This window comes from Salinigranum sp. (assembly GCF_041641895.1).
Classification (GTDB): domain Archaea; phylum Halobacteriota; class Halobacteria; order Halobacteriales; family Haloferacaceae; genus Salinigranum.
Genome location: NZ_JBEPXO010000039.1, coordinates 1 through 23844 on the forward strand (window position 1 = coordinate 1; position 23844 = coordinate 23844).

The 23844-nt window shown below is 69.5% G+C and carries 24 protein-coding genes; 12 read left to right on the forward strand and 12 right to left on the reverse strand.

Annotation, left to right across the window (positions count from 1 at the left end; translation table 11 throughout):
* Positions 1-10: 10 nt before the first annotated feature.
* Together ACESK5_RS10080 and ACESK5_RS10085 are read left to right on the forward strand one after the other, a co-directional pair.
* On the forward strand, positions 11-1267 hold the full coding sequence (locus ACESK5_RS10080; protein WP_372911469.1) for a M20/M25/M40 family metallo-hydrolase: 1257 nt from the start codon (positions 11-13) through the stop codon (positions 1265-1267).
* Between the two features lie 267 nt (positions 1268-1534).
* Positions 1535-3478, forward strand: a complete 1944-nt coding sequence (locus ACESK5_RS10085) for an aldehyde ferredoxin oxidoreductase family protein (RefSeq protein WP_372911435.1) — start codon at positions 1535-1537, stop codon at positions 3476-3478.
* A gap of 556 nt (positions 3479-4034) precedes the next feature.
* On the opposite strand, the gene ACESK5_RS10090 is transcribed toward ACESK5_RS10085, so the two are convergent.
* From ACESK5_RS10090 to ACESK5_RS10120, 7 genes are all read right to left on the reverse strand, one after another.
* Positions 4035-4490 (reverse strand): rhodanese-like domain-containing protein, encoded by a 456-nt coding sequence (locus tag ACESK5_RS10090; RefSeq protein WP_372911436.1) that lies wholly within the window; start codon positions 4488-4490, stop codon positions 4035-4037.
* Between the two features lie 39 nt (positions 4491-4529).
* On the reverse strand, positions 4530-4955 hold the full coding sequence (locus ACESK5_RS10095) for a DoxX family membrane protein (protein ID WP_372911437.1): 426 nt from the start codon (positions 4953-4955) through the stop codon (positions 4530-4532).
* 55 nt (positions 4956-5010) lie between these two features.
* Positions 5011-5958, reverse strand: coding sequence for a phosphorylase (locus tag ACESK5_RS10100; RefSeq protein ID WP_372911438.1), 948 nt, complete (start codon positions 5956-5958; stop codon positions 5011-5013).
* Positions 5959-6058: 100 nt separating this feature from the next.
* Positions 6059-7918 (reverse strand): asparagine synthase-related protein, encoded by a 1860-nt coding sequence (locus tag ACESK5_RS10105; protein ID WP_372911439.1) that lies wholly within the window; start codon positions 7916-7918, stop codon positions 6059-6061.
* Positions 7919-7975: 57 nt separating this feature from the next.
* Entirely contained in the window at positions 7976-8344 is a 369-nt protein-coding gene (locus ACESK5_RS10110; RefSeq protein ID WP_372911440.1) for an SgcJ/EcaC family oxidoreductase, read from the reverse strand.
* A 44-nt stretch (positions 8345-8388) separates the two neighbouring features.
* Positions 8389-8718 (reverse strand): lycopene cyclase domain-containing protein, encoded by a 330-nt coding sequence (locus ACESK5_RS10115; protein WP_372911441.1) that lies wholly within the window; start codon positions 8716-8718, stop codon positions 8389-8391.
* Positions 8715-9581 carry a UbiA family prenyltransferase gene (locus ACESK5_RS10120; RefSeq protein ID WP_372911442.1) on the reverse strand — a complete coding sequence of 289 codons (867 nt, stop codon included), beginning with the start codon at positions 9579-9581 and terminating at the stop codon, positions 8715-8717. The genes ACESK5_RS10115 and ACESK5_RS10120 overlap by 4 nt, the downstream gene beginning before the upstream one ends.
* A 104-nt stretch (positions 9582-9685) precedes the next feature.
* On the opposite strand from ACESK5_RS10120, the gene ACESK5_RS10125 reads away from it, so the two are divergent.
* Positions 9686-10081 carry a hypothetical protein gene (locus ACESK5_RS10125; RefSeq protein ID WP_372911443.1) on the forward strand — a complete coding sequence of 132 codons (396 nt, stop codon included), beginning with the start codon at positions 9686-9688 and terminating at the stop codon, positions 10079-10081.
* A 53-nt stretch (positions 10082-10134) separates the two neighbouring features.
* Here the strand turns inward: ACESK5_RS10125 and ACESK5_RS10130 are convergent, their stop codons facing one another.
* Complete coding sequence (locus ACESK5_RS10130) at positions 10135-11148, reverse strand: hypothetical protein (RefSeq protein ID WP_372911444.1); 1014 nt, start codon at positions 11146-11148, stop codon at positions 10135-10137.
* Positions 11149-11389: 241 nt separating this feature from the next.
* Complete coding sequence (locus tag ACESK5_RS10135) at positions 11390-12301, reverse strand: permease (RefSeq protein ID WP_372911445.1); 912 nt, start codon at positions 12299-12301, stop codon at positions 11390-11392.
* A gap of 193 nt (positions 12302-12494) precedes the next feature.
* On the opposite strand from ACESK5_RS10135, the gene ACESK5_RS10140 reads away from it, so the two are divergent.
* Together ACESK5_RS10140 and ACESK5_RS10145 are read left to right on the forward strand one after the other, a co-directional pair.
* Positions 12495-13826, forward strand: a complete 1332-nt coding sequence (locus ACESK5_RS10140; RefSeq protein WP_372911446.1) for an aryl-sulfate sulfotransferase — start codon at positions 12495-12497, stop codon at positions 13824-13826.
* Between the two features lie 58 nt (positions 13827-13884).
* The gene (locus tag ACESK5_RS10145) at positions 13885-14490 is read left to right on the forward strand and encodes an NUDIX hydrolase (protein WP_372911447.1); all 606 of its coding nucleotides are present in this window, start codon (positions 13885-13887) and stop codon (positions 14488-14490) included.
* A 61-nt stretch (positions 14491-14551) separates the two neighbouring features.
* Here ACESK5_RS10145 and ACESK5_RS10150 read toward each other — a convergent pair whose 3' ends face one another.
* On the reverse strand, positions 14552-16009 hold the full coding sequence (locus tag ACESK5_RS10150) for a hypothetical protein (RefSeq protein WP_372911448.1): 1458 nt from the start codon (positions 16007-16009) through the stop codon (positions 14552-14554).
* Positions 16010-16186: 177 nt separating this feature from the next.
* Here ACESK5_RS10150 and ACESK5_RS10155 point away from each other — a divergent pair, with 177 nt between their 5' ends.
* From ACESK5_RS10155 to tgtA, 3 genes are all read left to right on the forward strand, one after another.
* Complete coding sequence (locus ACESK5_RS10155; protein ID WP_372911449.1) at positions 16187-16627, forward strand: hypothetical protein; 441 nt, start codon at positions 16187-16189, stop codon at positions 16625-16627.
* Positions 16628-16840: 213 nt separating this feature from the next.
* Positions 16841-17593, forward strand: coding sequence for a lysostaphin resistance A-like protein (locus tag ACESK5_RS10160; protein WP_372911450.1), 753 nt, complete (start codon positions 16841-16843; stop codon positions 17591-17593).
* Between the two features lie 245 nt (positions 17594-17838).
* The gene (gene tgtA / locus ACESK5_RS10165) at positions 17839-19314 is read left to right on the forward strand and encodes a tRNA guanosine(15) transglycosylase TgtA (protein ID WP_372911451.1); all 1476 of its coding nucleotides are present in this window, start codon (positions 17839-17841) and stop codon (positions 19312-19314) included.
* 7 nt (positions 19315-19321) lie between these two features.
* Here the strand turns inward: tgtA and ACESK5_RS10170 are convergent, their stop codons facing one another.
* Both ACESK5_RS10170 and ACESK5_RS10175 read right to left on the reverse strand, forming a co-directional pair.
* Positions 19322-19762 carry a pyridoxamine 5'-phosphate oxidase family protein gene (locus ACESK5_RS10170; RefSeq protein WP_372911452.1) on the reverse strand — a complete coding sequence of 147 codons (441 nt, stop codon included), beginning with the start codon at positions 19760-19762 and terminating at the stop codon, positions 19322-19324.
* 421 nt (positions 19763-20183) lie between these two features.
* On the reverse strand, positions 20184-20327 hold the full coding sequence (locus ACESK5_RS10175; protein ID WP_372911453.1) for a hypothetical protein: 144 nt from the start codon (positions 20325-20327) through the stop codon (positions 20184-20186).
* 101 nt (positions 20328-20428) lie between these two features.
* Here ACESK5_RS10175 and ACESK5_RS10180 point away from each other — a divergent pair, with 101 nt between their 5' ends.
* From ACESK5_RS10180 to arcS, 4 genes are all read left to right on the forward strand, one after another.
* Entirely contained in the window at positions 20429-21253 is an 825-nt protein-coding gene (locus ACESK5_RS10180; RefSeq protein ID WP_372911454.1) for a M48 family metallopeptidase, read from the forward strand.
* Between the two features lie 4 nt (positions 21254-21257).
* Positions 21258-21497: a hypothetical protein gene (locus ACESK5_RS10185; protein ID WP_372911455.1), complete on the forward strand. Its 240-nt coding sequence runs from the start codon at positions 21258-21260 to the stop codon at positions 21495-21497.
* Between the two features lie 46 nt (positions 21498-21543).
* A complete protein-coding gene (locus ACESK5_RS10190) occupies positions 21544-21912 on the forward strand; it encodes a hypothetical protein (protein ID WP_372911456.1) in 369 nt (122 codons plus the stop codon).
* Between the two features lie 135 nt (positions 21913-22047).
* Complete coding sequence (arcS, locus tag ACESK5_RS10195) at positions 22048-23805, forward strand: archaeosine synthase subunit alpha (protein WP_372911457.1); 1758 nt, start codon at positions 22048-22050, stop codon at positions 23803-23805.
* The last annotated feature ends 39 nt before the right edge of the window (positions 23806-23844 follow it).

Below are 23844 nucleotides of genomic sequence, written 5' to 3' on the forward strand. Positions count from 1 at the left end.
ACCACGACCAATGCAGTTCCGCGCCTTCGACGACGACCTCCGCCGGTTCACCGAGGAGTTCCTCCGCTTCGACACCACGGACGGGAACGAGCGCCCCGCCCAGGAGTGGGTCGCGTCCCGACTGGCAGAACTGGGCTTCGAGACCTACCGCTGGGAGGCCGACGCCGACCGCCTCGCCGAGCACCCGTCGTTCCCCGCCGCGTCCGAACTCGTGACCGAGGGGCGCCCGAGCGTGGCCGGCGTCCTCGAGTTCGGCGACCCCGACGCCGGGCCGACGCTCGTCCTGAACGGGCACAGCGACGTCGTCCCCGCCGACGAGGGCGTCTGGACCTCGGAGCCGTTCGACCCGACGTGGGAGGCGGGAGAACTCACCGCCCGCGGTGCCGTCGACATGAAGACCGGCGTCGCCGTCTGCGTGTTCGCCGCGCTGGCCGCCCACGAGACGCTCGGCGACGACGTCGACGGGAGGGTCGTCGTCGAGTGCGTCGCCGGCGAGGAGGAAGGTGGCATCGGCGCGGCGGCGGCCGCGCTCGACAACCCGTACCCGTTCGAGCGTGACGCGGCCATCGTCGCGGAACCCACGGACCTCACCCCGGTGGTCGCCACCGAGGGGTGTCTGATGAAACGGCTCGAGCTGACGGGGCGGTCCGCTCACGCCGCCCGGCGCTGGGAGGGTGTCGACGTTCTCGACACGTTCGAGACGATCCGCCACCGCTTTCTCGAACTCGAGGCCGAACGCGGAGAGCGCGTCACCCACCCGCTGTACGCGGCGTTCGACAACCCCTGGCCGCTCACCATCGGCATCGTCGAGGCGGGGTCGTGGGCCTCGACCGTCGCCGCCTCGCTCACCGCGGAGTGTCGCTTCGGTGTCGCGCCCGGCGAGTCGGTCGACGACGTCGAGGCGGAGTACGAAGCCGCGCTCCGGGAAGTCGTCGACGACGACCCGTGGCTCTCGGAACACCCCCCGACGTTCGACCGGTTCACCATCCAGTTCGAACCCGCCGAGACCGACCCCGACGAACCGGTCGTCGACGCGGTGCAGACTGCGATGACGGAACACGGCCTGTCCGGGACGGAACCGCTCGGGGAGACGTACGGCGCGGACAACCGCCACTACGTCGCCGCCGGCATCCCCACCGTCGTCTTCGGGCCGGGAACCATCGAGCAGGCGCACTTCCCCGACGAGACGCTCGTCTGGGAGGACGCCCTCGTCGCCGGCGAGGTGCTCGTCGACGCCGTGGAGGCGTTCCTCGCGACGGGTGCGTGAGGGAGTGCCGCCCCGAGCACCGGAGCCGCGACGAGAGTGATTCTTACTAGCGCCGTCGACCCGAAACAGAGGTGTCGGCCGACCACCGAGCGCGGGAGCGACGGCGGGATTTTCCACGGACGCTCGGTCAGTCGCTCGACAGGTGTGCCCCCTCGCGGCCGCCGGAGGCGGTGCCGAGGCGCGAAGCGGACGCGAAACCGGTATCGGTTACGTCGGTGTGGGAACATCTAATCGGACAGCGCCCCAATATAATCTCGAGCATTAACTATGACAGAACTAGGTGGATTCCAGGACCACGTCGCGCGCGTGAACCTCTCGTCGGGGGAGGTCGCGTACGAGAGCGTCGACGACGAGGACGCGAAGAAGTACATCGGCGCCCGCGGCCTGGGCGTGAAGTACGTGTTCGACCAGGGGCCCGACGTGGACCCCCTGAGCGAGGAGAACCTCCTCGCGTTCATGAACGGCCCGCTGACGGGGACGCAGGTGACGATGAGCGGTCGCATCGCCGTCTGCACCAAATCCCCGCTGACGGGCACCGTCACGGACTCCCACCACGGTGGCTGGTCGGGTGCCCGTCTCAAGTGGGCCGGCTTCGACGGCCTGCTGTTCGAGGGCAAGTCCGAAGAGCCGGTCTACGCCGTCGTCGAGGACGGCGAGGTCGAACTGCGTGACGCGAGTCACCTGTGGGGCAAGGGCGTCCACGAGACGAAGGACGTCGTCGAGGAGGAGGTCGACGGCTCGTACGGCAAGAACCTCTCCATCATGGCCATCGGTCAGGCCGGCGAGAACCTCGTCCGCTACGCCTGCATCGTCAACGAGGACGACCGGGCCAGTGGGCGAGGCGGCACCGGCTGTGTGATGGGTTCGAAGAACCTCAAGGCCGTCGTCGTCAAGTCCGGGACGAAGATGCCCAAGCCGAAGGACCCCGAGACGTTCAAGCAGGGGTACCAGCAGGCGATGGAGGTCATCCGCGAGTCCGACGTCACCGCCCCGAACGAGGGCGGTCTCTCGCTGTACGGGACGAACGTCCTGATGAACATCACCGAGGAGATGGACGGCCTCCCGACGCGCAACGGGAAGTACACCTCGACGCACTCGTACGCGGACTCCGACGAGGGTGCGGGCATCGACATCGACGCCGAGGAGATCTCCGGCGAGAACGTCCGCGAGAACATCCTCGTCGACGAACCCACGTGTCACTCCTGCCCGGTCGCCTGCAAGAAGGAGGTCGAGGTGAACGTGATGCACAAGGGCGAGGAGATGAACGTCCGGACGGAGTCGTACGAGTACGAGTCCGCGTTCGCGCTCGGCCCGAACTCCGGGCACACCGACCGCGACCGCATCGCGCTCATGCTCCAGCGCTGCAACGACGTCGGCGTCGACACCATCGAGGTCGGCAACATGATGGCGATGGCGATGGAGATGTCCGAGGACGGCAGACTCGACGACCTCGGCGAGACGCTCGACTGGGGCGACTCCGAGGAGATGGTCGACCTCATCGACCGCATCGCGGAGCGCGAAGGGCCGCTCGGTGACCTGCTGGCCGACGGCGCGAAACTCGTCGCCGAGGAAGTGGACGCCCAGTCGAACCGCCTCGACGTCAAGGGTCAGACCATCCCGGCGTACGACCCCCGCTGCATGAAGGGGATGGGCATCGCCTACGCCACCTCGAATCGGGGCGCCTGCCACCTGCGCGGCTACACGCCCGCGGCGGAGATTCTCGGCATCCCGGAGAAGGTCGACCCCTACGCGTGGGAGGGCAAGGGTGAACTCACCGCGACGTTCCAGGACCTCCACGCCATCTCGGACTCGTTCGACATCTGCAAGTTCAACGCGTTCGCCGAGGGCGTCGAGGAGTACGTCCTCCAGTACAACGGCATGACCGGCCTCGACGTCACCGAGGACGAACTCATGGAGGCCGGCGAGCGCATCTACACCCTCGAGCGCTACTACAACAACCTCGCGGGCTTCGACGCCACGGACGACTCGCTCCCGGCGCGGTTCGTCGAAGGCGACGAGGCCGTCCCGGGCCAGGGCGCCTCCGAGGGCGAACTCTGCGAACTCGACGAGATGAAAGAGGAGTACTACGCCCACCGCGGCTGGGTCGACGGTGTCGTGCCCGACGAGAAACTCGACGAACTCGGCATCGACATCGGCCCCGGCACGGGCGTCTCCACCGGCAGCGGTGCCGGCACGCCGGCCGACGACTGAGCAGTCCCGACGACTCTTTTTTATCGAACCGCCACTGCCCAGCGCGCCGCTCGGTCACCCCGTTCGCTCGAAGTCCCCGTCACCTGCCGGCAGTGGGCTGCGACGTACAGAGGAGGCATACAGCACGGACGTTTTCCACACCGTCTTTCCGTTACGGACTGTCTCCGATCAGTCGAACGTACCGACGAGAGACCCAGCAATGAGCAGTAGCCCGACGAGAGCGAGTCCGCCGCCTAGTACTCTATTGTAGGTCTGTCCGGCATAACTCAGTTGTCTGGGCGACCTGCAGAAGGGACTGATTTCGCAAGAAACGTCGATAACCGCCTGTGGTCTGAGTACTGAGGGAAGTCCAGCGGCCACTGCGATGACTCCGACAAGTAGGACAGTCACGTCCACTACGTTTCGAATACGCGAGGAGGCGGTAAATCCGTTCGGGGAAGACTCTTGTCGCACACAGTCAGTTCGTCGACGGGAGCCCACCGCTGACTGCTACGCGCGCCGTATACGACACGGTCGACCGCGAACGGTCACCGGTCGACGACTTCGACGGATCCAGCTACTTGTAGTCGCGCTGGGGGACGTCCTCTATCTCACCACCCTGCTCTTGCCACGCCGTGAAGCCGCCGTCGAGGTGGGCGACGTCGTCGTACCCCATCTCGCCGAGGGTCTTCGCGACCAGCGCCGACCGCCCCGCCTCGTTACAGTAGACGACGTACCGCTTCGAGGGGTGGAAGAAGGGTTTGTAGTACTCGGTGGAGGGGTCGGCCCACCACTCGATCATGCCCCGCGGAGCGTGTTTCGCCCCCGGGACGCCGCCTTCGAGCCACGCCTCGCGGATGTCGCGGACGTCGAGGACCACGAGGTCCTCGTTTCCCTCCGCCCGCGCGGCTAGCTCCGACTGGAGTTCCTCGACCGTCACCGTCTCGACGTCCGCGTCGGCCGCGGCGGCCATGTCCCACGCCTTCCGGTCGACCTCGAAGTCCGCCCGTGTGTCTCCGTCTCCGTCACTCATACGGGAGCGAGTGCGCGCGACGGGCATAACGGTGTGGGCTCAGGCGTCCGGGTCGGCCCTGCTCGCCGCCCGGACCGTGACGCTCGCCGCGAGCGCGGCGAGGCCCACGTCGCGGACGAGGACGTCGACGAACGCACCGTTCGTGAGCAGGGCGGCGACGGCGAGATAGCAGACGGTGACCGACAGCGAGACGGTCACGAACGCGGCCGCGAACGTCGTGTACCGGTCGAGGAGGAGCGCGAGCGCGAACGGAGGTTCGAGCACGCCGTTGAGGAGCATGAACTCGACCGGCGGGAGGACGACGAGGCGGTCGAACGGTGGGACGAGGTAGACGGCCCACGCCTCGGGTGCGAGCAGTTTGTGGACGCCCGCGAGGAGGATGACGACGCCGAGACCGGCCCGGGAGAGCGGGTCGACGAGGTGGTCGGCGCGGGCGAGCGAACGGACGACGGTCGCACGGTTCATGCCGGGGGGGAGGGAGCGCGGAACAAAAAGCGGCCGGACCGGTTCCCTCGATCGGTCAGTCCGCCGAGACGACGGCCGAACCGGTCGGGGGAACGTCCATCTCGGCGTCGACGCCCGCGTCAGCGAGGAGCGCGTCGATGACGGCGACGCCGACGCGGAACGCGTTTTCGGCGGCCAGTTCGAGGCCGAGCTCGTCCGAGGCGAGGCTCTCGAACGCGTCTCGGCCGGGGACGGGTCGGTCGAAGTTGGAGGCGGCCCGGACGCTGAGGTAGCGGTCGAGGTGGCCGAACCGTTCGAGGGCGAGCGCCGTCGCGAAGCCCTCCATCTCGGTCGTACAGTACGGCGAGACGGCGAACTCCGTACAGACCTGTTCGGCCCACGCGGCGCTGTCGGTCCCGTGCCAGAACTCCGACCCGCTGACGGAGCTTCCGACCGCGACGAACGGCGGCCCGCGGGCGACCACGTCGGGGTAGCCCGCACGGAGACGCGCTGCCGCCCCCGAGTCGGCGAGGGTGACGTCGGAGGCGACGGCCGCCGCCCTCGCCACCAGTTCCGGGTCGAGTCGCTTGCAGAGCTCTCCCTCGTGCTTGAACGGGAACGTCGACAGCACCGTCTCCGACCCGGTGTCGAGCCGGTACTTCTGGTCCCAGTCGACGAGGGCGTCGGCGACGAACACGGCACCGACGGTGCCGCGCGACGGGGGCGTCCCCGCGACGCCGACGGTCAGGAACGTCGTCTCGTCGCAGTCGAGAGCCGGGCAGGCGAGCAACGCCGCGACACTCGTCGCGGCCTCGACGTGGCCCACGCCGGTCACACAGAGCGCGACGTCCGTCGCGGTGTCGTACCGGAGGGGTTCGCGGAGCCCTCGCACGTCGAGCAACGCGTCGAACGCGAACGTCCGCTCCCACCACGTCGTCTCGTCGACTGCCGGGCCCGGCCGACGGAACGCGGCGAAGACGACGACCCGCGGGCGGGAGACGGTCGAGGGGTCACGGCCTGCCATACACACCGTAGCGGGAGACAGTCGCATAGTTACGAGTGTCCGAACCGGACGAACGCCGTCCGGCACCCCGGGTAGGCGGTGCCTACCCTCCCACGGGGCGTCACCGGACGGCCGAACCGTCGGCGGCGGCCGCGACGTCGCGAGCGACGGGCGTGTGCAGGAGCGTCAGGAGCGTGAACAGTTCCTGGGCGTGGTCCGCGCCCGCGAGGTGGGCGTCGAAGCACGCCTCCGCACCGGACCGGGAGAGGTCGGGAATCCGTTCGAGCAGGTCGGCCGACGCGTCGAGCGCCTCGCGGAAGTAGGGGCGGTGGCGGAGCACCTTCGCCGGCGGCTCCCACGGCCCGTGTCCGAGGTCGGGGCGGGGTGTCTCGTCCGCGCCGGTCAGTTTTCGTCCGAGTGCGACGAGTGGCTCCGCGAGCGCGGCACGGGGAAAGCCGTACGCGGGCGGGACACCCCGTTCGGCGTGTGGGATGGCGGCGAGGGCGGGGTCGAGTGCGTCGACTGCCCGGTCGACGACGTTGTGGCGGACGTGGCTCCGGAGCGGCATCGACAGCGAGAGGTCGACCAGTCGGCTGTCGAACAGCGGGTTCCGGTGGGAGAGGTGCTGGCGGAGGCTCCGGAAGACGAACGACCCGCCCATGTTGGTCTGGGGGTGGATGTGGCTCCAGACGAACAGTTCAGTCGGCGAGGGGTACGAGACGCCGTGGTGGCTCACCTCGCCACCGCGCCAGAACAGTTCGTCGCGGAGGAGCGCCCGGCCGGGTTTCGGGGCGGCGAGATACGACGGCGGGTCCCGCGCCCACTGGTCGACATAGTCGTCAAGGGACGAACTCGGCCCCGCGAACGGGAGCGAGACGCGCCCGACCGGGAGGTCGAGGTGACGCCGCGGGAGGCCCCACCCCTTGAACAGGATGTCGGCGTAGGTGGCGTCGACGACGACGTCGACCTCCTCGCGGACGCGGTCCATGAACGCCTCGCCGTACGCCTGGTCGAACCGCCCCGAGAAGTTCGAGAGGCCCGGGTTCCGCCGCATCGACCGCTTCAGATACTCCCAGTCGCGTTCGAGGAGCGTGAACTCGACGTCGGCGGTCAGCGCGACCCGTTCGGCCGTGCGCGCCTCGCGGCTCATCCAGTTCGCGAGGTGGTAGGCAGTCGTCCGGTCCCTCGCCGCCCTGTCGAGACCCGCGAGGACGAGACGCGAGTCGCTCCCGCCGCTGAGGAAGACGCCGACGTCGCCGTCGGCGGGGAGACGGTCGGCGAGCGCCGCGCGGAACCGTCGCCGGAACTCCTCGACGAAGAACGACCGGGACCGGTCGACGGGGCGGTGTCTGGGCCACCAGTAGCGGTCGGCGTCGACCGCTCCCGTCGCGGGGTCGAAAGTCGTGACCGCGGCCGGCGGCGCCCGCGACACCCCCGCCAGCGGGGTGCGGACGCCCATCGACCGCGTGTAGACGCAGAACGACTGGAGCGCGTCGGGGTCGAACCGTGGCGTCAGCCCGGGGTACAGCGCGAGCGCCTGCAGCGAGGAGGAGACGACGAGCGCGTCGTCGACGACCGTGTAGTAGACGTCGTAGGTGCCGAGTCGGTCCGTGAGCACCGAGAGCGTTCCGTCGGTTTGGTCGTACGCGAGCGCACAGAACTCGCCGTTCAGCTCCGAGAGTCCTCCCGGCCCGTCGGCGGCGTACTGTTCGGCGACGAACGCCGCACTCGACTGGTGGGCCGGCCGCGGGCGGTAGGCGCGTCCCTCGTCCGCGCCGTAGACGTCACCCCAGAGCCACAGGAGGAGGTCACCGCCGCGGACGCTGACCGGGCCGCCCGGGTCGTCCGGCCGGCGGGCGTCGACGAGGCTCACGTCGTCGGCGTCGTAGCAGTCGACGCGTTCCTCGCCGGTCCACAGGAGGCGCTCGCGCGTCGTCTCGGCGGCGTGTCCGTCGCCGACGACGGCGCAGAAGTCGACCATCGCTCGTTCCTCCAGTGCCGGGCACAAGAACGTGCCGCCGTCGGCGGGGTGGGCGGGTCAGCCCTTCGTGTGCCACCACTCGCGGAACTCGACGCAGTCGCCGGCGACGAGCCGGGCCGAGAGGACGCCGTCGAGGGCGACGGTGGCGCCGTCGCGGACGAACCGTGCCCGGAACCGTGCGACGCCCGTGCCGCGGTTGAGGCTCTCGACGGTGGCCTCGACGTCCGTCGCCTCCTGGGTGGCGGTCGTCTCCGTCCAGTAGGTGCGGATGGCGTCGCGTCCCTCGAGCGGGTCGGTGAAGGGCGTCTCGTGGTAGGTCGCGTCGGGGGCGAACAGCGCCGCGGCCGCGTCGGCGTCGCCGGTCTCCCACGCGGTCGTGTACTCGTCGAGCCAGGTTCGGAACGTCCCGTGGTCGAGGGGCACCATGGTGGCGGTACGCCGACCGGACACAAAAAGTTCGACCCGAGTCGTCACTCGGAGGCGTCGCCGCCCCGCTCGCCGTCGAGGCGGCGGAGCGACTCGTGGGTGCCGACGACCATCGCCGGGACGACGAGCATGAACAGGTGTTCCTCGACGGGGATACCGAGGACCTCGACGCCCGTCCGGAGCGGGATGGCGAACACGCCGACTTCGAGCGTGTACCAGTCCCACAGGTACGCGAAGGGGTAGAGGACGAGCGTGGTCCGCGCCGCCGCGCGGAAGGCGTCGGCGTACCACAGCAGGCAGAGCGCGACGGCACCCCAGAGGACCTCCGTCGCCAGATACGTGTACGGGCCGAGGACGCCGATGTCGGGAATCATGCCGACCCCGCGAGCGGCCGGAACCAGACGGCGAGGACGAGCACCGCGAGGAAGAGGTACGACGCCCGGACGAGCAGCATCGTCGCGAGGCTGTCGTCGTCACCGGCCCGGCGGGCGACCCACGCGACGGAACCGAACGCGACCACCGCGCCGACAGCAGAGGGCGGGAAGACGCCGGCGAGCGCGAAGCCGACGACGCCGACGAGGCCGACCAGCATCAGCCCGTAGGCGACCTGTCGCGCCCGGTGGCGCCCGAGGACGACGGCGACGGTCCGTTTGCCGATGGAGCGGTCGTACGCGTAGTCCGTCGCGTCGTCGACGACTTTGATGCCGGCGAGGATGACGACGAAGACGGCGGCGAACGCGACGACAGCGAGCGGGAGCGACCGGACCTGGACGTAGTGGCCGCCGAGCAGGGCGAAACCGATACCCACCGGGTAGCCGAGCGTCGCCGTCGCGGGGTTCGTGTCGAGTTGCGGGGCGTGGAGGTAGCCGACGAGCCACCCCGGCAGACAGAGCACCACGGCGACGACGTCGACGGCGAGGCCGAGAATCGCCGTGCCGGCGGCGAACCCAAGCGTCGAGCACGCGAGCGCGAGTCGGCACCCGCGTTCGGTGAGCGGGTGGTCGTCGTCCTCGCCCCGGTGGTGGAAGTCGACGTACCCGTCCTTCACGTGTGCCGTGTACAGCCCACAGAAGACGACGAACAGGTGGACGACCGCGAGTCCCCCGACTCCCTCGCGGGCGAGCACCGCACCGAACGCGCTCGCGGCCAGTGGCGGGAGCATGAACACCGGGTGGACCTGGGAGGCGAACGCCCGCAGAACGACGTCCGGCCCTGAGCCGTGTCGTGCGACAGACATATCCGTGCTACGGCGACGCACGTCATTAGTCGTTCGCCACGTCGGCGACTGCCGAGGGCACCACCGCCGATGGGAATATAGTGCCCGCGCGGCCAACGCACGGTATGGACTGTCCCGAGTGTGGAGCGCCGCTCGTGACGTACCGCCTCGGCGAACGCGAGGCACCCGTCTGTGAACGGTGTGGCCACGTCGGCATCGAAGCCGAACACCGCGTCGCGCGGGCACGCGTCGAGTCGTGGTCGGACGCACTCAGGCGGTTCTACGGGACGGAGACGACCGACGAGGACCTGACCGTCCCCGTGCGCACGGGTGACCGGGACTCCGCTCGTCGGCGCGCCGAGACGTGGACCGAGGCGCTCGAACGGTTCTACGGGGGCGAGACGGCGACGGACCGGGTCGACCCTGTCGAGGAGGGCGACCTGTCCGGTGGCGGACGGCAGGCCCCGACGTCGGTGTCGTTCGACGGGACGCCCGCAGTCCGCCGCATCGAGGACGAGTGAACGACGTCGCTCGCCGGGAGACGTCCGAAGAACGCAGAACGTGGTCGGGGCGCTCAGTCCTCGCTGGGAGCGGCCGCCGTCTGCTGTTGTTCCTCCTCGGAGCGGGCGGCGACGAGTGCGCCGCGTGCGACGCTGTAGAGCGGTTCCTCCACCGAGCGGACCTCGCTGATGGAGAACGGGATGGGCGCGTCGCGGAGGTGGTCCTCGAAGAGTTTCTCGAAGCCGCGGGGCGAGGACGTGCCGCCGGTGACGACCACGGGGACGTCGAGGCCCTCCTCGACATCCTCGTCGTCCACCTCGCGGGAGATGTTCTGGATGACGTAGTCGAGGAGGTTCTCGTAGTAGATGGCCAGTGCGCCCTCGACGCCGCCGACGTCGGTCGTGAAGTCGAGTTCGAAGTCGTCCTCCTTGATGGAGGTGACCTTGTCCACGGGCGTCCCGGTCGCGTTGGCGGTCTGTTCGTCGATCCAGTCGCCGCCGCGGGCGATGGAGAACTTCATCACGGGCACCGCGTAGTACGACAGGCAGACGTTCGTCATGCCCGCGCCGAACGAGACGCCGAGACCGGTGAAGTTCCGCTCGGCGAGTTCCGAGTAGATGACCGCCATCCCCTCGTTGATAGGTTCGGGGTCGTAGCCGATGTCGCCGAGCATCGACTCGAGCGTCTTCTCGTGGTAGAGCGTGTTGAGGTCCGAGTCGATGGGGTCCGCGGGCGACGAGAAGAACAGGCGCTCGCCGGGGTGACTCGGCTGGCCGACGACCTGTTCGGTGATGAGTTTGATCATCGGAATCGCCGACGACTCGTCCGACGAGAGGATGCCCTGGCTCATCGGGCGCCGCGTCTCGCGGTTGAAGATGTTGGCGAAGTTCAGCGCGTCGTCGCCGACGACGTACACCTGGTCGCCCTTCCGGATGTGGAGGACGTCGCTCCGAGAGAGCATCTGCTCCGCCATGTCGCTGTACTCGATTTCCACGAAGGAGTTTCGCTGCTGGACGAACACCGTCTCCGCCTCTTCCTGCTGGCCGGAGATGATGTTCATCGTGCCGACGTCAAGGCCCTTTGCCATGAACCCACACTTTTCAGGAATCGTGATAAAACGTTCCCCCCGGATATCATCTGTGAAAACGCTCGACACCTTTGCACTGATAAACAACATATAAAAGCCTCTTAAAAATACGTCCCGCGAAAACAGAGGGCGCGACTGTATCAGAAACCTGATGTCCAGCGAGGAGAGACGCGACGGCCGGGTCGGGAGCAGAGCGGAGTAGAGCGGAGTAGAGCGGAGTAGAGCGGAGCAGAGCAGCGCCTCAGGAGAAGATGTCCCGCAGGCGGTCGACGACCCCCTCGTCGTTTGTCGCGACGTCCTCGGCGGCCTGCTTCTCGCGGAGCGCCTGGAGCGCGGCCGTCTGGTCGTCCGTCGTCTGGGTGCTTCGGGCCTCCTTGGTGTCGCCGCCACGGAGACCCTTCATCGCGTTCACCGCGTCGTCGACGTTCCGGCCGGAACTGCGGACGGTCGTCGCGTCGACGTCGGCGACGTTCGAACTGTCGATGTCGTCGAACGCCTCGGTGTTCAGCTTCAGCCGTTTCGTCTTCACCTTGTCGACGCCGCCCCACGACAGTTCGGAGTCGGCCATCGCCTCGTCGATGTCACGGCGGACCTGCTCGTCCGTGACTGTCTCTCGGGGGGTATCGCGGCTCGCGCCCGACTCGACGACCTCGCGTTCGACGACGCGTTCCGTCGTCGAGGCGCGGTGGATGTGGTGACCGACCAGCGCGGCACCCGTCGCGCCGATGACGACGACGATACCGAACGCGTAGACGGCGACCACCTGCCCGCTCCGGTCGGACCCAACGACGTTCCACGCGTAGGGGTACGACGCCGAGAAGAGGCCGACGCCGACGAGACAGACGGCCGTCCCGGCCGCCGCGGCGTAGAGCGCCTTGCGGTCGACCGGGAGGAGCACCGTCACGCCGAGGAGCAGCGCCGGCAACCCGACGGTGCCGGCGATGCCCGCGATTTCGCGCAGCGTATACCGGAAGAGGTCGTCCGGCGAAACCGTCGCGCTCGCGAGAAAGACCACGATGCCGATGAGTGCCAGGGCGATGCCGCCGAAGAACAGTCCGAATCCGCCGTAGACCGTGCGTTCTGCCTCCGGCGGTCCGACGTACCGCCGGTACAACCCGAGGAGGAGGTTCTCGTCGGCCTGGTTCGCGTCCATGGGACCGGTACAGACTCCTCCCACAATACTGTTAGCCCTCGACTATCACGACAGGTAATAGACCCGAAACCGCGTCGGACGCTGTCGGTTCGGTGAAATCAGCGATGGTATGGGAGGCCGCGAGGGGGGGCGAACACACTCGCACACGGATGAGAAAGGCTTACAACTCGATACGCAGAGGGCGAGACACGAGATGAACCGCTCGACCCGAACGGCGAACCTCCTCCTCGTCGCGGCTTGCGTCGTCCTCGTGGTTCCGCTGGGCGTCAGCGCCGTGACGGCTCCGACCATCGGCGCCACCGACACCGACGCGGGAAGCGACGGCCCCGCACGGACGCTCGTCGGGTCGCAGGGTGGCGGCCCCGGCCTGCACGAGGACGGCAGCGTCTACCTGCTCTCCGGCTCCGACGTCGTCTGGAAAGAGGAGTCGGCCGACTCGTACTTCGACGTGACGTACCGCTCCGAGGAGCGCGTCCTCGCGGGCTTCATGCACTCGGGCTACACCAACTGTGGCCCCTACGAGTCGCCGTGTACCCACACCGGCTACCGCGTCATCGACCCCTCGGGTGCCGAACCCACCGTCGAGACGGAGTACTCCTTCCCCGTTCGGACCCGAAAGAACAGCGAGGTCCACGACGTCGAGCCGCTCCCCTCGGGCGAACTCGTCCTGAGCGACATGGAACACGAGCGGATCTTCACCGTGAACGAGGCGGGCGAGGAGACGTGGGAGTGGCGCGCGAGCGACTTCTACGACGCGCCCGACGACCCTACCCGGCGCGACTGGCTCCACATCAACGACGTCGACTACATCGGCGAGGACCGCTTCCTCGTCTCGGTCCGGAACGCGAACCAGCTCGTCGTCGTCGAGCGTGGGTCTGGCGTCGTGGAGGTCATCAACGAGGACACCGATTCGAGTGACGACGACTGCACCCAGTTCGACCAGCTCGAAGACGCCGACGGGGACGGGGACGTCCGCTGTGGGGACCCCGAACTGTTGGACCACCAGCACAACCCCCAGTGGCTCGGCGACGGCGCGGTGCTGGTCGCCGACTCGGAGAACAACCGCATCGTCGAGCTCCACCGGACCGAAGACGGGGAGTGGGAAGAGGCGTGGGTGCTCCGCCAGGCAGAGGGCGTTGCCTTCTCCTGGCCGCGCGACGCCGACCGCCTCTCGAACGGGAACACGCTCGTCACCGACTCGGCGAACCAGCGCATCGTCGAGGTGAACGAGTCGGGCGAGACGGTGTGGAGCTACCGGACGCCGCTCATCCCCTACGAGGCGGAACGCCTCCCCGAGGGGGAGACCGTCGGCGCCCAGCTGTACGGGACGCCCGGCGACACGACCACGGCGGGGGAGGTGCCGGTCCTCACCGCCCTGCTCCAGATCGTCCGGACGAGCGTCCCCATCCCGTTCTGGGTCTCCGAACTCCACGTCGCGACGACGCTCCTCGCGCTCCTCCTCGGCCTCGCCGGCGGCGGGACCCACCTGTGGGCGTGGGTGGGGAACCGGCGACCCCGGAGCTGACACCGTCGCCGCTCACCGGGAGGGACACGCCTTTGCCGGCGGCGTCCGCTCACCGAGTATGGACCGCGAGCGCGCCGCCGACCGGAGTGAACCGACCGACGCCGGGGACGACCTCGCGTGGGAACTCCTCGGTTCCGCCATCGACTACTCCTGTCCGGGTTTCGACGTCCGCCGCGACGACGTCCGTCTCCCCGACGGGACCGAGGCCGACTACCACTACGTCGACGAACCGCCCGCGGTGGTCGTGCTCCCGTTCGTCGCCGGAGAGGAACCGGGCGAGGAACTCGTCGTCATCGAGGAGTGGCGACAGGCGGTCGGACGGGTGAGTCGCGGCCTCCCCGCCGGGACCACCGAACCGGACGACGACGACCTCGCGACGGCCGCCCGGCGCGAACTCGCCGAGGAGACCGGCTACGAGGCCGGCAGCGTCGAACCGCTCCTCAGTTCGGAGCCGATAAACGGTGTCGCCAACGCCGTCCACCACTACTTCGTCGCCCGCGACTGCACGCCGACGGGAGCGCAGGACCTCGACTTCAACGAGAGCATCCGCGTCACGACGACGCCGTACGACGCCCTGCTCGCGGGAGCACTCGACGGCGACGTCCGGGACGGCCGGACGCTTCTGGGCGTGTTCGCGTACGAACTCCACGGCCGCAGCGAGTGAGCGGTCGGGAACGAAACGGTCGACCCCGAGCGGTCGGGGGCGCCGACGCGCCGCCGGCGCCTCACCGGCCGCAGCGTCCACACCGGACCGCCAGCACCAGCGCCCCGAACGCGGCGACGGCCGGAACCGCACCGAACCCCGGCGTCGTGACCGGTGTCGTCGGCGTGGGAGGAGCAGTCGTCGTCGCGAGGGTCGTCCGCCGGGGACCCGACACGTCGGTCGGTGACGTCGCCGCAGTGGGCGACGCGCGAACCGTCGTGGAGCGCTCGGGAGACGTCTCCGTCGGGGTGGTCGTCACGGTTGGGACGTCGGCGACGGGCGGGGACGAGGGCGTCGCCGTCTTCGGCGGACGCGCCCGCGACTGGGCGGGGAGTCGTGGGTTCAACACGCAGTAGAGGTTGTCCGAGACGCGGATCAGCCGTCTCCCTCGGTCGTCGGTGACGACCTCGCTGTCGTCGACGTCGCAGTCGTCCTCGTGTGGGGAGTCGCCTCCGCCGGGTCCGTCGGCGACTGACGTGGCGGAGGCGGCAGCGGTGCCGGCGAGCGTGACCGTCGCGTCGTCAGCGTGGGTCGCTCTGTCGAACACCAGCGTCGCACGCTGTGTGGTCGCGGAGTCCGGGGCGAAGACGACGGTGACGCGGTGTGACGAACCGGGCGGAATCAGCGTCCCGGGCGGCGACGCGGACGTCCGCTTCGACGCTGTCGCGGTCGGCCGCGTCGACGTCGCTGTCGATGTCGCTTCCGGTGTCGCTGTCGATGTCGTCTCTGGTGTCGCTGTCGCTTCCGGCGTCGGTTCGAGGCCGTCAGCGACGACCGAGAACTGGCTCGCGTTCGGGCCGCGGAGGGTCACGTTCGTCAGGACGTACGCCTCCGTCCCGACGTTGCGGACCGTGACGTCGAGGGTCGTCTCGTTCCCGACGGTGGACGACAGCGCGTCCGACGACCGGGCGGTCACGAGGTGCGGTTCGCTCGCGCCGAGCGCTGTGACGACCACGGGGTCGCCGTCGGGAGAGAGCGTCGCGACGATACGGCCGTCGTCCCGGGTCGTCCGGAGTTCGGACCAGTTCCCGTCGTACCGCCAGACGGAGAGCGACTCGTTCGGGGTCCCGGGTGGCGCTTCGACGGGGAGCGAGACGGTGAGGGTCGCGTTCGACCCCGCGTTCGAGGCAGTGAGCGCCGGACCGACGGAGGTGTAGCTCGACGGCGGCCGAGGGGGGTCGACAGCCTCGTCGACGGTGACGTTCCGCCCGGAGAAGCCGACGGCCCGTTTGCCGGTGAACGTGACGTTCGACGCCTCCACGCGGGTCCCCTCGTCGAAGACGAGTCGACCGCCCGTGACGTTCCGGAGGCGGACGGCGTCGACATCGTGGAACGCGCCGGCGGTGCCGGCGGTCAACCGCGAGTCTGTGACGGTGGCCGTCGAGACGTTCTCCGCCGTGACGCTGTAGGCCGTCGTGTCGACGCGGGCATTCTCGACCCGGAGCGTGTTGGCGTCGGCGACGGCGACCCCGTCATCCACTGTGAGAGCGCGAGGTCAACGACGGTGAGTGCGTCGACGGAGTCGTTCGTACCCGTGACGCCCGTCCCGGCGCTCACCCACGCCCCGGAGAGGCGTCGTCTCTCGCCGTCGACGGTGACCGCCGGGGCGCGAACGTCGAGACCAGGCGCGTCGACGCCCGTCCGGTCCTCGTGGAACGTGACCGTGCCGTTCTCGGTGACGACGGCCGGCGTGGGCGCGGGAGTCGCAGTCGGCGTGGGCGTGAGGGTCGCGGTCGAAGGCGGAGCGTCGACCGGAGTGACGGTCGACGTCGCTGTCGAGGTGGCCGTCTCTCCCGGAGTGGATGTCCGCGTCGTCGTGGCCGGAGTGTCAGTCGCTGTCGCCGTCGGGGTGTCGGTGACTGTCGCCGTCGATGTCCGCGTCGCCGTCGGGCTAGCCGTCGCGGACGAGGTGGCCGGCGTCGCCGTCGACGTCGAGGCGTCAACCCCGATGACGCCACCGACGCCGACGCCCACACCGCCGAGCACGACCAGCACGCAGGCGACGACGGCGAACGACGCCGTCCGGCTCACGGGCCCCACCTCGCTGGTCGACGGACCTGCCGAGAGCAGGCGCTCCGCGTGCCGGCAGGGAGGGTGACGGGGACCGCTCGAGCGCGGGCGGGGCGACCGCACCGGGGTGGGTACGGCAGCAGGGCGACTCGCTGGCTGGGCATCCGGTCGAGACGACCGAGAGTTTCGATGTCGACCGTATGACTGTTTCGCACTCGGCGCGAGGGCGGGGGGACGGCCAGGGGCGGCCCGGCGGTTCGGCGACCAGTCGTGTTTTGTCCACCGAGCCCCGACGGAGGGTATGTCCGTCTCCGTCGGAGAGGCGTCGTCCCCGGTACGTTCTGTCGCCGTGGCGGTGGCCGTCGCCATCGTCGGTATCGTCGCCGGGACTGCGCTGGTGTTCGGATCGCTCACAGCAATCCAGGCCAGCGGCGTCCGCATCACGCCGCTGGGGTTCATCGTCGCCTCGCTCGTCCTCCTGCAGGGCGTCGCCTTCGGCGGCGTCGCCCTCGGCTACCTCCGGTATCGCGGCCTCTCGACCGACTACCTCGGCGTCCGGGTCCCCTCGCTCCCAGAGGTCGGTGCCGTCGTCGTCGGCTACGTCACCGCCATCGGCGTCGCCATCACCGGCGCTATCGTCGTCACCGCCACGGGCGTCCAGGCCGGGTCGAACCAGGCCGCCGAACTCGGCGCGGAGAACCCCGAGGTCCTCCTGCTCCTCATCCCGGCCTCGATTCTCATCATCGGTCCGGGCGAGGAACTCCTCTTCCGGGGCGTGGTCCAGAACCGCCTGCGCGAGACGTTCGACGTCGTCCCGGGTATCGTCATCGCCAGCGCCATCTTCGCCGCCATCCACTTCGTCGCCCTCTCGGGCGGGGCCGGTGCCCGCCTCGTCTCCATCGTCGTCCTCTTCTTCCCGAGCCTCGTGTTCGGCGCGGTGTACGAGTACTCGAAGAACCTCGTCGTGCCGGCGCTGGTGCACGGCATCTACAACGCGACGCTGTTCACCCTGCTGTACGTCGCCATCCAGTTCGCCGACGCCCAGCCGATGTGAGCGTTGGCGGGTGGTTCGGAACCGAGACAGGACCCGCGGGTGGAAGGCGTGACGACAGACGCGAAGACCGCACGGTGCACGGGCGCGGGGTGACCTCACCCTCCCCGGCCGATTCCGTCGCTCGCGCGTGGGACCGTCCGCGGGCGCCCGGACGACCGACGCACGGAACCGCCGTCGACGGTATCGACACGCGATAATCGACGGAACACAACCCTTACAGCCTCAACCGGCCGAGTCGAGACCAGATGCGCGAGCACTTCGAACTCCGCCACGTCGACGCCGCGGGGCGCATCGGCGAACTGACGGTCCCCCGCGCGGGCGTGACGGTCGAGACGCCGGCGCTCATGCCGGTCATCAACCCAAACATCGAGACCATCGCCCCCGCGCGCCTCGAACGCGAGTTCGGCGCACAGGTGCTCATCACCAACTCCTACATCATCCGCTCGACCGACGACCTGCGCGAACGCGCCCTCGACGAGGGGTTGCACGAGATGCTCGACTTCTCGGGCGCCATCGTCACCGACTCGGGGTCGTTCCAGCTCGCCGAGTACGGCGAAATCGACGTCACCACCCGGGAGATCGTGGCGTTCCAGCGCGACATCGGCTCCGACGTCGGCACCCCGGTGGACATCCCGACGCCACCGGACGTCTCCCGCGAGCAGGCGGAGCGGGAACTGGCCGAGACGGAACGGGCGCTCGCCGACGCCGCGGCGGTCGACGTGGGCGAGATGCTCCTCAACGCCCCCGTCCAGGGGTCGACCTACCCCGACCTCCGCGAGGCGGCAGCGCGGAACGCCGACGCGACCGACCTCGACGTCTTCCCCGTCGGGGCGGTGGTCCCGCTGATGAACTCGTATCGGTACGCGGAGATGGTCGACGTCGTCGCCGCCGCGAAGCGCGGCCTCGGCGTCGACGCGCCGGTCCACCTCTTCGGCGCGGGCCACCCGATGATGTTCGCGCTCGCCGCCGCGATGGGCTGTGACCTGTTCGACTCCGCCGCCTACGCGCTGTACGCCCGCGACGACCGCTACCTCACGGTGAGAGGGACCGAACACCTCGCCGACCTCGACTACCTGCCGTGTGAGTGTCCGGTCTGTGCGAGCCACGCGCCCGACGACCTGCGCGCACACGACGACGCCGAGCGCGAGCGTCTGCTGGCCGAACACAACCTCCACGTCTCGTACGGGGAACTCCGGCGGGTGAAACAGGCGATTCGGAGGGGGAACCTCCTCGAACTGGTCGAGTCGCGCGCCCGTAGCCACCCCGCGATGCTCGACGGCTACCGCGCGCTCTTAGACCACGCGGAGCAGCTAGAGCGGGAGGACCACGTCTCGAAGGACACGTTCTTCTACCTCTCGACCGAGAGCGCCCGCCGACCCGAGGTGCGTCGCCACCACGCGCGGCTGGACCGACTTCCAGTCGCGGGCGAGGTGCTCCTCACCGAGGGGAAGGGAGGCGCCGACGCCTACGACCACGTCTGGCGCGTCCTCCCCCCGTTCGGCCCGTTCCCGCGGGAACTCTCCGACGCGTACCCGTTCACGGCCGAGACGCCCGCACGGGTGGACGGCGCGGCACAGGCGATGGCCGCACGAGGGGTGGCTCGACTCGTCGACTGCAACCCCGACGCCGACTTCACCCTCGCACACGACGACTGGGACGCGGCGGCGCTCGAACGCGTGCCCGAGGCGGTGACGCTCCGGAACCGACGGGCAGAGCGCTGACGCGAACTCAGCGGTCGGTCATCCGCGCCGAGTAGTCCCAGGTGTGGAGGCGGACGGGGTCGATTCTGATGCGGACTTCGTCGCGCTCGGGAGCGAGCAGTCGCTCCGCGAGCGCCGAGTCGGTGCCGCCGAGGTACCGTCGCAGGAGTCGGCGGAGGAGCGTCTTGTCCTCGTCGGCGTCGACGGTGGCGTGGCCCCGGCCGCGGACGCCGCGGTAGGGCGGGTCGTTGGTCGACACCTCGAAGGACACCTCGTCGCGGTGGTCGAGGTACCGGACCACGTCGGCCGACCGCTCGGTCGCACACCACAGCGCGTCGTCCTCCCAGAGATACCACAGCGAGAGCATCCAGAGGTGGTCGTCCGGAGTGCGACAGCCGAGCCGAACGGGGACTGTCGTCGTCAGGAAGTCGTCGACGTCTTCCCGGTCCCAGGCCCCCGTGAGCTTCATACCCGGTGGTCGGCGGGCGGACGCAAAAACACCGGGGGCGGTCGGGACGTGTTCGGCGGTGGCGTGGGTCGCGACCGCGAGAAGGGTTTCCGACTGGGCCGCCGGAACGCGAAGAAGGCGGTGGCTGCGCGGTGGATGGTCGCGACGGACCACGGAGACGGAGACGACGGAACGGTATCGGACGATAGAAGGGAGTCGTGCTCCCGGTCCTGTCGCGGGGGGCGTGCGGGAGCGAGCGAAGCGAGTGACTCGCGCGAGGGGCGAGCGAGTGACCGGCGGGAACGAGCGAGTCGGCTGGGGAGGGGGAGGCCCCATCGCGTCCGTGTACCGCGTGTTCGTCCCACGCGCGACGACGTCACGGGGACGAGCCGTTTCTACACGAGCGGGAGACGGCGACGACCAGACGCCGAACGGGAGTCGGCTACTGCAACCACGGCCGGTCGAGCGTCTCGAACCGGAAGCCACAGACGGGACAGGCGGCGACGTCGGGAGCGGCCCGCACGAACCGTCGGCTTGGGCCGACGAAACCGCAGTCGGGACACCGACGGAGGAGCGGCGGCATCATACCCGAATCGAGGACGCCGACGGACAAGAGTCCACGCACCGTCACCTGCTCGGGAGAGACCGCCGAGCCTTAGTGTCGCAATCGTCGACACCCGGGTACAGATGCGACACCTCGGTCTCACCGCGCGGATGGCAGTCGTCGGTTCGGCGTTGTTCGTCTTCTACGCCGTCGCCGCCGTCGTCGCGATGGGCGTGTTCGGGTTCCCCGTCTGGCTCGTCCTCCTGGGGAGCGTCGGCTTCGTCGGCGTTCAGTACAAAATCGGGAAGTGGATGGCGCTGCGGAGCGTCGGCGCAGAGGACCTCCCGGAGGACCGCTACTCCGAGATTCACCGCCGCGTCGACGCCCTCTCGCGGGAGATGGGCATCGACAAGCCGCGGCTGATGCTCGCGCGAATGGGCGTCCCCAACGCCTTCGCCGTCGGGCGGAAGGGGAATGGAACGGTCGTCGTGAGCGAGGAACTGCTCCGTCGGCTCGAACCCGACGAGGTGGAGGCGGTCCTCGCACACGAACTCGCACACATCCGCAACCGCGACGTGGTGATGATGGTACTGGGACAGGGCGTCGCCTCCATCGTCGCCATCGTCGCCCAGTGGGTCGTCCTCCTCACCGGGGACAACGACATCGCGGACTTCTTCCTCGCCATCGTCGTCGGCCAGATTACGCAACTGCTGGTGATGCTGTTCGTCTTCGCCATCTCCCGCTACCGCGAGTACGTCGCGGACGCGGACGCCGCCGAGGAGGTCGGCAGTGGCGAACCGCTGGCGAGCGCGCTGGAGAAGATCAGCCGGCGAGCGGAACGCACGGACGACACCGCAGTCGACGCGAAGGTGAACGCCCTCTGTATCTTCGGCGAGGAGCGTGGCCTCGCGAAACTGTTCGCCACCCACCCACCGGTCGAGAAGCGCATCGAACGGCTCCGCGCGTAGACGGATGACGGTGGACCTCCGGACCCTGCTCGCGGCCGTCCTCGGCGTCGGCCTCGGCCTCCTGCTCGTCGCCGCGCCCGCGAGCGTGATTCGGGTCCAGACGGCCGGGCGCCTCCCCTCCGACAGGGGTGGCGAGTACGGCGACGACGCGGGCGTCCCCGGCCGGACGCGGCGACTCGTCCAGGGCCTCGGCGTCGTGCTGGTGGGCGCCGGCCTCTACTTCGGGTGGGTCGCGCTCGGGTGACGAACGAAGAGAGTCGTTTTTGACCGCGGCGGGCAACGACTGCCACGTGAACCGCCGTCAGTTCCTCCTCACCACCGCCGCCGGGGCGCTCGCAGGATGTACCGGTGGCCGCGGCGACCCGGTCACGATGCTCGCGGTCAACGAGCACGACGTCTCTCACACGATTACGGCGTGGGTCGTCCGCGGCGAACGACTCCGCGTCGCCGAAACTGTCGAAGTCGACTCCGGCGCGTTCGAGCGACTGGCCGAGATGCGCCCCGACGACGGGAGCGGCGACCCCTACCGGGTGACGGTACAGGTCGACGGCAGGGTGGCGCTCGCCCGGGAGTTCCGCCCGGAGACGTGGTTCAACCAGCTGGACGTGTTCGTCGCCGAGGACGGAACCGTCGAGTTGAACCGCGGGCAGGCGGCGTGAGCGGCGTGCGGACGCCGGAGTGCGTGCGGACGAGCGCAGACGGGCGAACTCGTGAGGACGAGTGACCAACAGAGCGCCGCAGCAGCGAGACGACCAGAAGAAAAGATAGTTCTCCCTCCACATCCGACGGCGACTATGACCGACTACTTCGAGGTTCACGCGCGCGACGGGGCCGCGCGCATCGGCGAACTCCGTCTCTCCTCGCCCCTGACGACCCCGGCGCTCGCCGACGACGTCGTCACCGACGCCGGAAGTCTGTGGAGCGAGGCGCGCCCGACGCCGGAAGGGAGCGAGGACGCCCTCACCGTCCTCCCCCACCGGGCGTTCCCGTCCGGCACCAGGGCGGAGGTCCAGGCGTCGTTCGCCGTCGACTACCCCGACGTCGACTTCCCGAGTGCGGCCGTCGTCACGAGCGAGACGGCCGCGGACTACGGCGCGGACGCGTACGTCCTCGCCGACGCGACGGGCGTCGTCGGCCACGCCTCGGCGTTCGTCGACGCGGTACGACGGGTCAAGGAGGCCACGCCGGCCGACACGGCGCTCTACCTCGCCGGCGTCGCCACGCCCGCCAACGTCGCCACGCTCGTCTACGCCGGCGTCGACCTCGTCGACGGCAAACTCGCGCGGGTCAAGGGCCGGCAGGGGCGGTATCTGACGACCGACGGCGAGTATTTCCTCGAGGACCTCGACGAACTCCCCTGCGCCTGTCCGGCCTGTCGCGGGGGGCGCGAGTCGTTCACCCGCGGGGACTGTGCCACCCACAACGTCGACGCCCTCGCCGCGGAACTCGCTCGCGTCCGACGGCGAATCCGCGACGGCCGCCTGCGCGACTACGTCGAGGGGCAGGCGCGCCACGAGGCGTGGTGTACGGCCACCGTCCGGACCATGGACCAGCAGTACGGCTACGTCGAGGAGCGGACGCCCGTCGTCCGCGACGCCGAACTGCTGTCGGCGACGGAGGACACCCTGCGCCGGGTCGAGATTCAGCGCTTCGCCGACCGGGTGACGAGCAGGTACCGGAACCGGTTCGACCGGCCGCTCGTCCTGGTCCCCTGTTCCGCGCGCAAACCGTACAGCGAGTCCCAGTCCCACGCGCAGTTCCACGACGCCATCAACTTCCGCGCGCACCTCGTGTCGATGACGTCGCCCATCGGCGTCGTCCCGCAGGAACTCGAACTCACCTACCCCGCCCAGCACTACGACTCGGTGGTGACGGGACGGTGGAGCGAGGACGAGATCGGCTTCGTCGCCCGCGTGCTCGAACGCTACCTCGAACGCAACGCCTACCCCCGAATCGTCGCCCACGTGCCGAGCGAGGGCTACCGCGAGGTGTGCGAACGGGTGGAGGCGGCGCTGGACCTCGACTTCACCTACACCGTCGCGGACCACCCCACGACCACCGAATCCCTGGCGAACCTCCGCGACGCGCTCGACGGGGAGATGAGCTACCGGAAGCGAACGCGCGAACACAACACCGTCCGCGCCATCGCGGACTACATGTTCGGCGACGGTGCCGGCGACGAGGTGTTCGCCGACGGGACGTTCCAGACGACGGCGCGCTACCCGAAACTGCAGGTCAGAGACACCGACGGGGAGCAGTGGGCGACGATGGTCCCCCAGTACGGGGCGCTCGCGTTCACCCTCGCCGGCGCGCGGCGCTGGGTCGAGAGCGACGCGCCGACCAAGACCGTCGAAATCGACAGCTTCGTCCCGCACGGGTCGGTGCTCGCGCCCGGCGTCGTCGACGCTTCGGCGGAGGTTCGCGTCGGCGACGAGGTGGTCGTCGAGGGGCCGAAGGCGTTCGGCGTGGGCCGCGCGGAGATGTCGGGACCGGAGATGCGTGGCGCCACGCGCGGCATCGCCGTCGAGGTGCGCCACGTCGAGGAGACGTAGGTGCGCCGTCCACTCGCCGGTGAGTCAGCTGTCTGGCGT

Bases quoted from the DNA above. Each gene is read 5' to 3' on its own strand.
- ACESK5_RS10080 (WP_372911469.1), top strand. From the start codon at position 11: ATGCAGTTCCGCGCCTTCGACGACGACCTCCGCCGGTTCACCGAGGAG.
- ACESK5_RS10085 (WP_372911435.1), top strand. From the start codon at position 1,535: ATGACAGAACTAGGTGGATTCCAGGACCACGTCGCGCGCGTGAACCTC.
- ACESK5_RS10090 (WP_372911436.1), bottom strand. From the start codon at position 4,490: ATGAGTGACGGAGACGGAGACACACGGGCGGACTTCGAGGTCGACCGG.
- ACESK5_RS10095 (WP_372911437.1), bottom strand. From the start codon at position 4,955: ATGAACCGTGCGACCGTCGTCCGTTCGCTCGCCCGCGCCGACCACCTC.
- ACESK5_RS10100 (WP_372911438.1), bottom strand. From the start codon at position 5,958: ATGGCAGGCCGTGACCCCTCGACCGTCTCCCGCCCGCGGGTCGTCGTC.
- ACESK5_RS10105 (WP_372911439.1), bottom strand. From the start codon at position 7,918: ATGGTCGACTTCTGCGCCGTCGTCGGCGACGGACACGCCGCCGAGACG.
- ACESK5_RS10110 (WP_372911440.1), bottom strand. From the start codon at position 8,344: ATGGTGCCCCTCGACCACGGGACGTTCCGAACCTGGCTCGACGAGTAC.
- ACESK5_RS10115 (WP_372911441.1), bottom strand. From the start codon at position 8,718: ATGATTCCCGACATCGGCGTCCTCGGCCCGTACACGTATCTGGCGACG.
- ACESK5_RS10120 (WP_372911442.1), bottom strand. From the start codon at position 9,581: ATGTCTGTCGCACGACACGGCTCAGGGCCGGACGTCGTTCTGCGGGCG.
- ACESK5_RS10125 (WP_372911443.1), top strand. From the start codon at position 9,686: ATGGACTGTCCCGAGTGTGGAGCGCCGCTCGTGACGTACCGCCTCGGC.
- ACESK5_RS10130 (WP_372911444.1), bottom strand. From the start codon at position 11,148: ATGGCAAAGGGCCTTGACGTCGGCACGATGAACATCATCTCCGGCCAG.
- ACESK5_RS10135 (WP_372911445.1), bottom strand. From the start codon at position 12,301: ATGGACGCGAACCAGGCCGACGAGAACCTCCTCCTCGGGTTGTACCGG.
- ACESK5_RS10140 (WP_372911446.1), top strand. From the start codon at position 12,495: ATGAACCGCTCGACCCGAACGGCGAACCTCCTCCTCGTCGCGGCTTGC.
- ACESK5_RS10145 (WP_372911447.1), top strand. From the start codon at position 13,885: ATGGACCGCGAGCGCGCCGCCGACCGGAGTGAACCGACCGACGCCGGG.
- ACESK5_RS10160 (WP_372911450.1), top strand. From the start codon at position 16,841: ATGTCCGTCTCCGTCGGAGAGGCGTCGTCCCCGGTACGTTCTGTCGCC.
- tgtA (WP_372911451.1), top strand. From the start codon at position 17,839: ATGCGCGAGCACTTCGAACTCCGCCACGTCGACGCCGCGGGGCGCATC.
- ACESK5_RS10170 (WP_372911452.1), bottom strand. From the start codon at position 19,762: ATGAAGCTCACGGGGGCCTGGGACCGGGAAGACGTCGACGACTTCCTG.
- ACESK5_RS10175 (WP_372911453.1), bottom strand. From the start codon at position 20,327: ATGATGCCGCCGCTCCTCCGTCGGTGTCCCGACTGCGGTTTCGTCGGC.
- ACESK5_RS10180 (WP_372911454.1), top strand. From the start codon at position 20,429: ATGCGACACCTCGGTCTCACCGCGCGGATGGCAGTCGTCGGTTCGGCG.
- ACESK5_RS10185 (WP_372911455.1), top strand. From the start codon at position 21,258: ATGACGGTGGACCTCCGGACCCTGCTCGCGGCCGTCCTCGGCGTCGGC.
- arcS (WP_372911457.1), top strand. From the start codon at position 22,048: ATGACCGACTACTTCGAGGTTCACGCGCGCGACGGGGCCGCGCGCATC.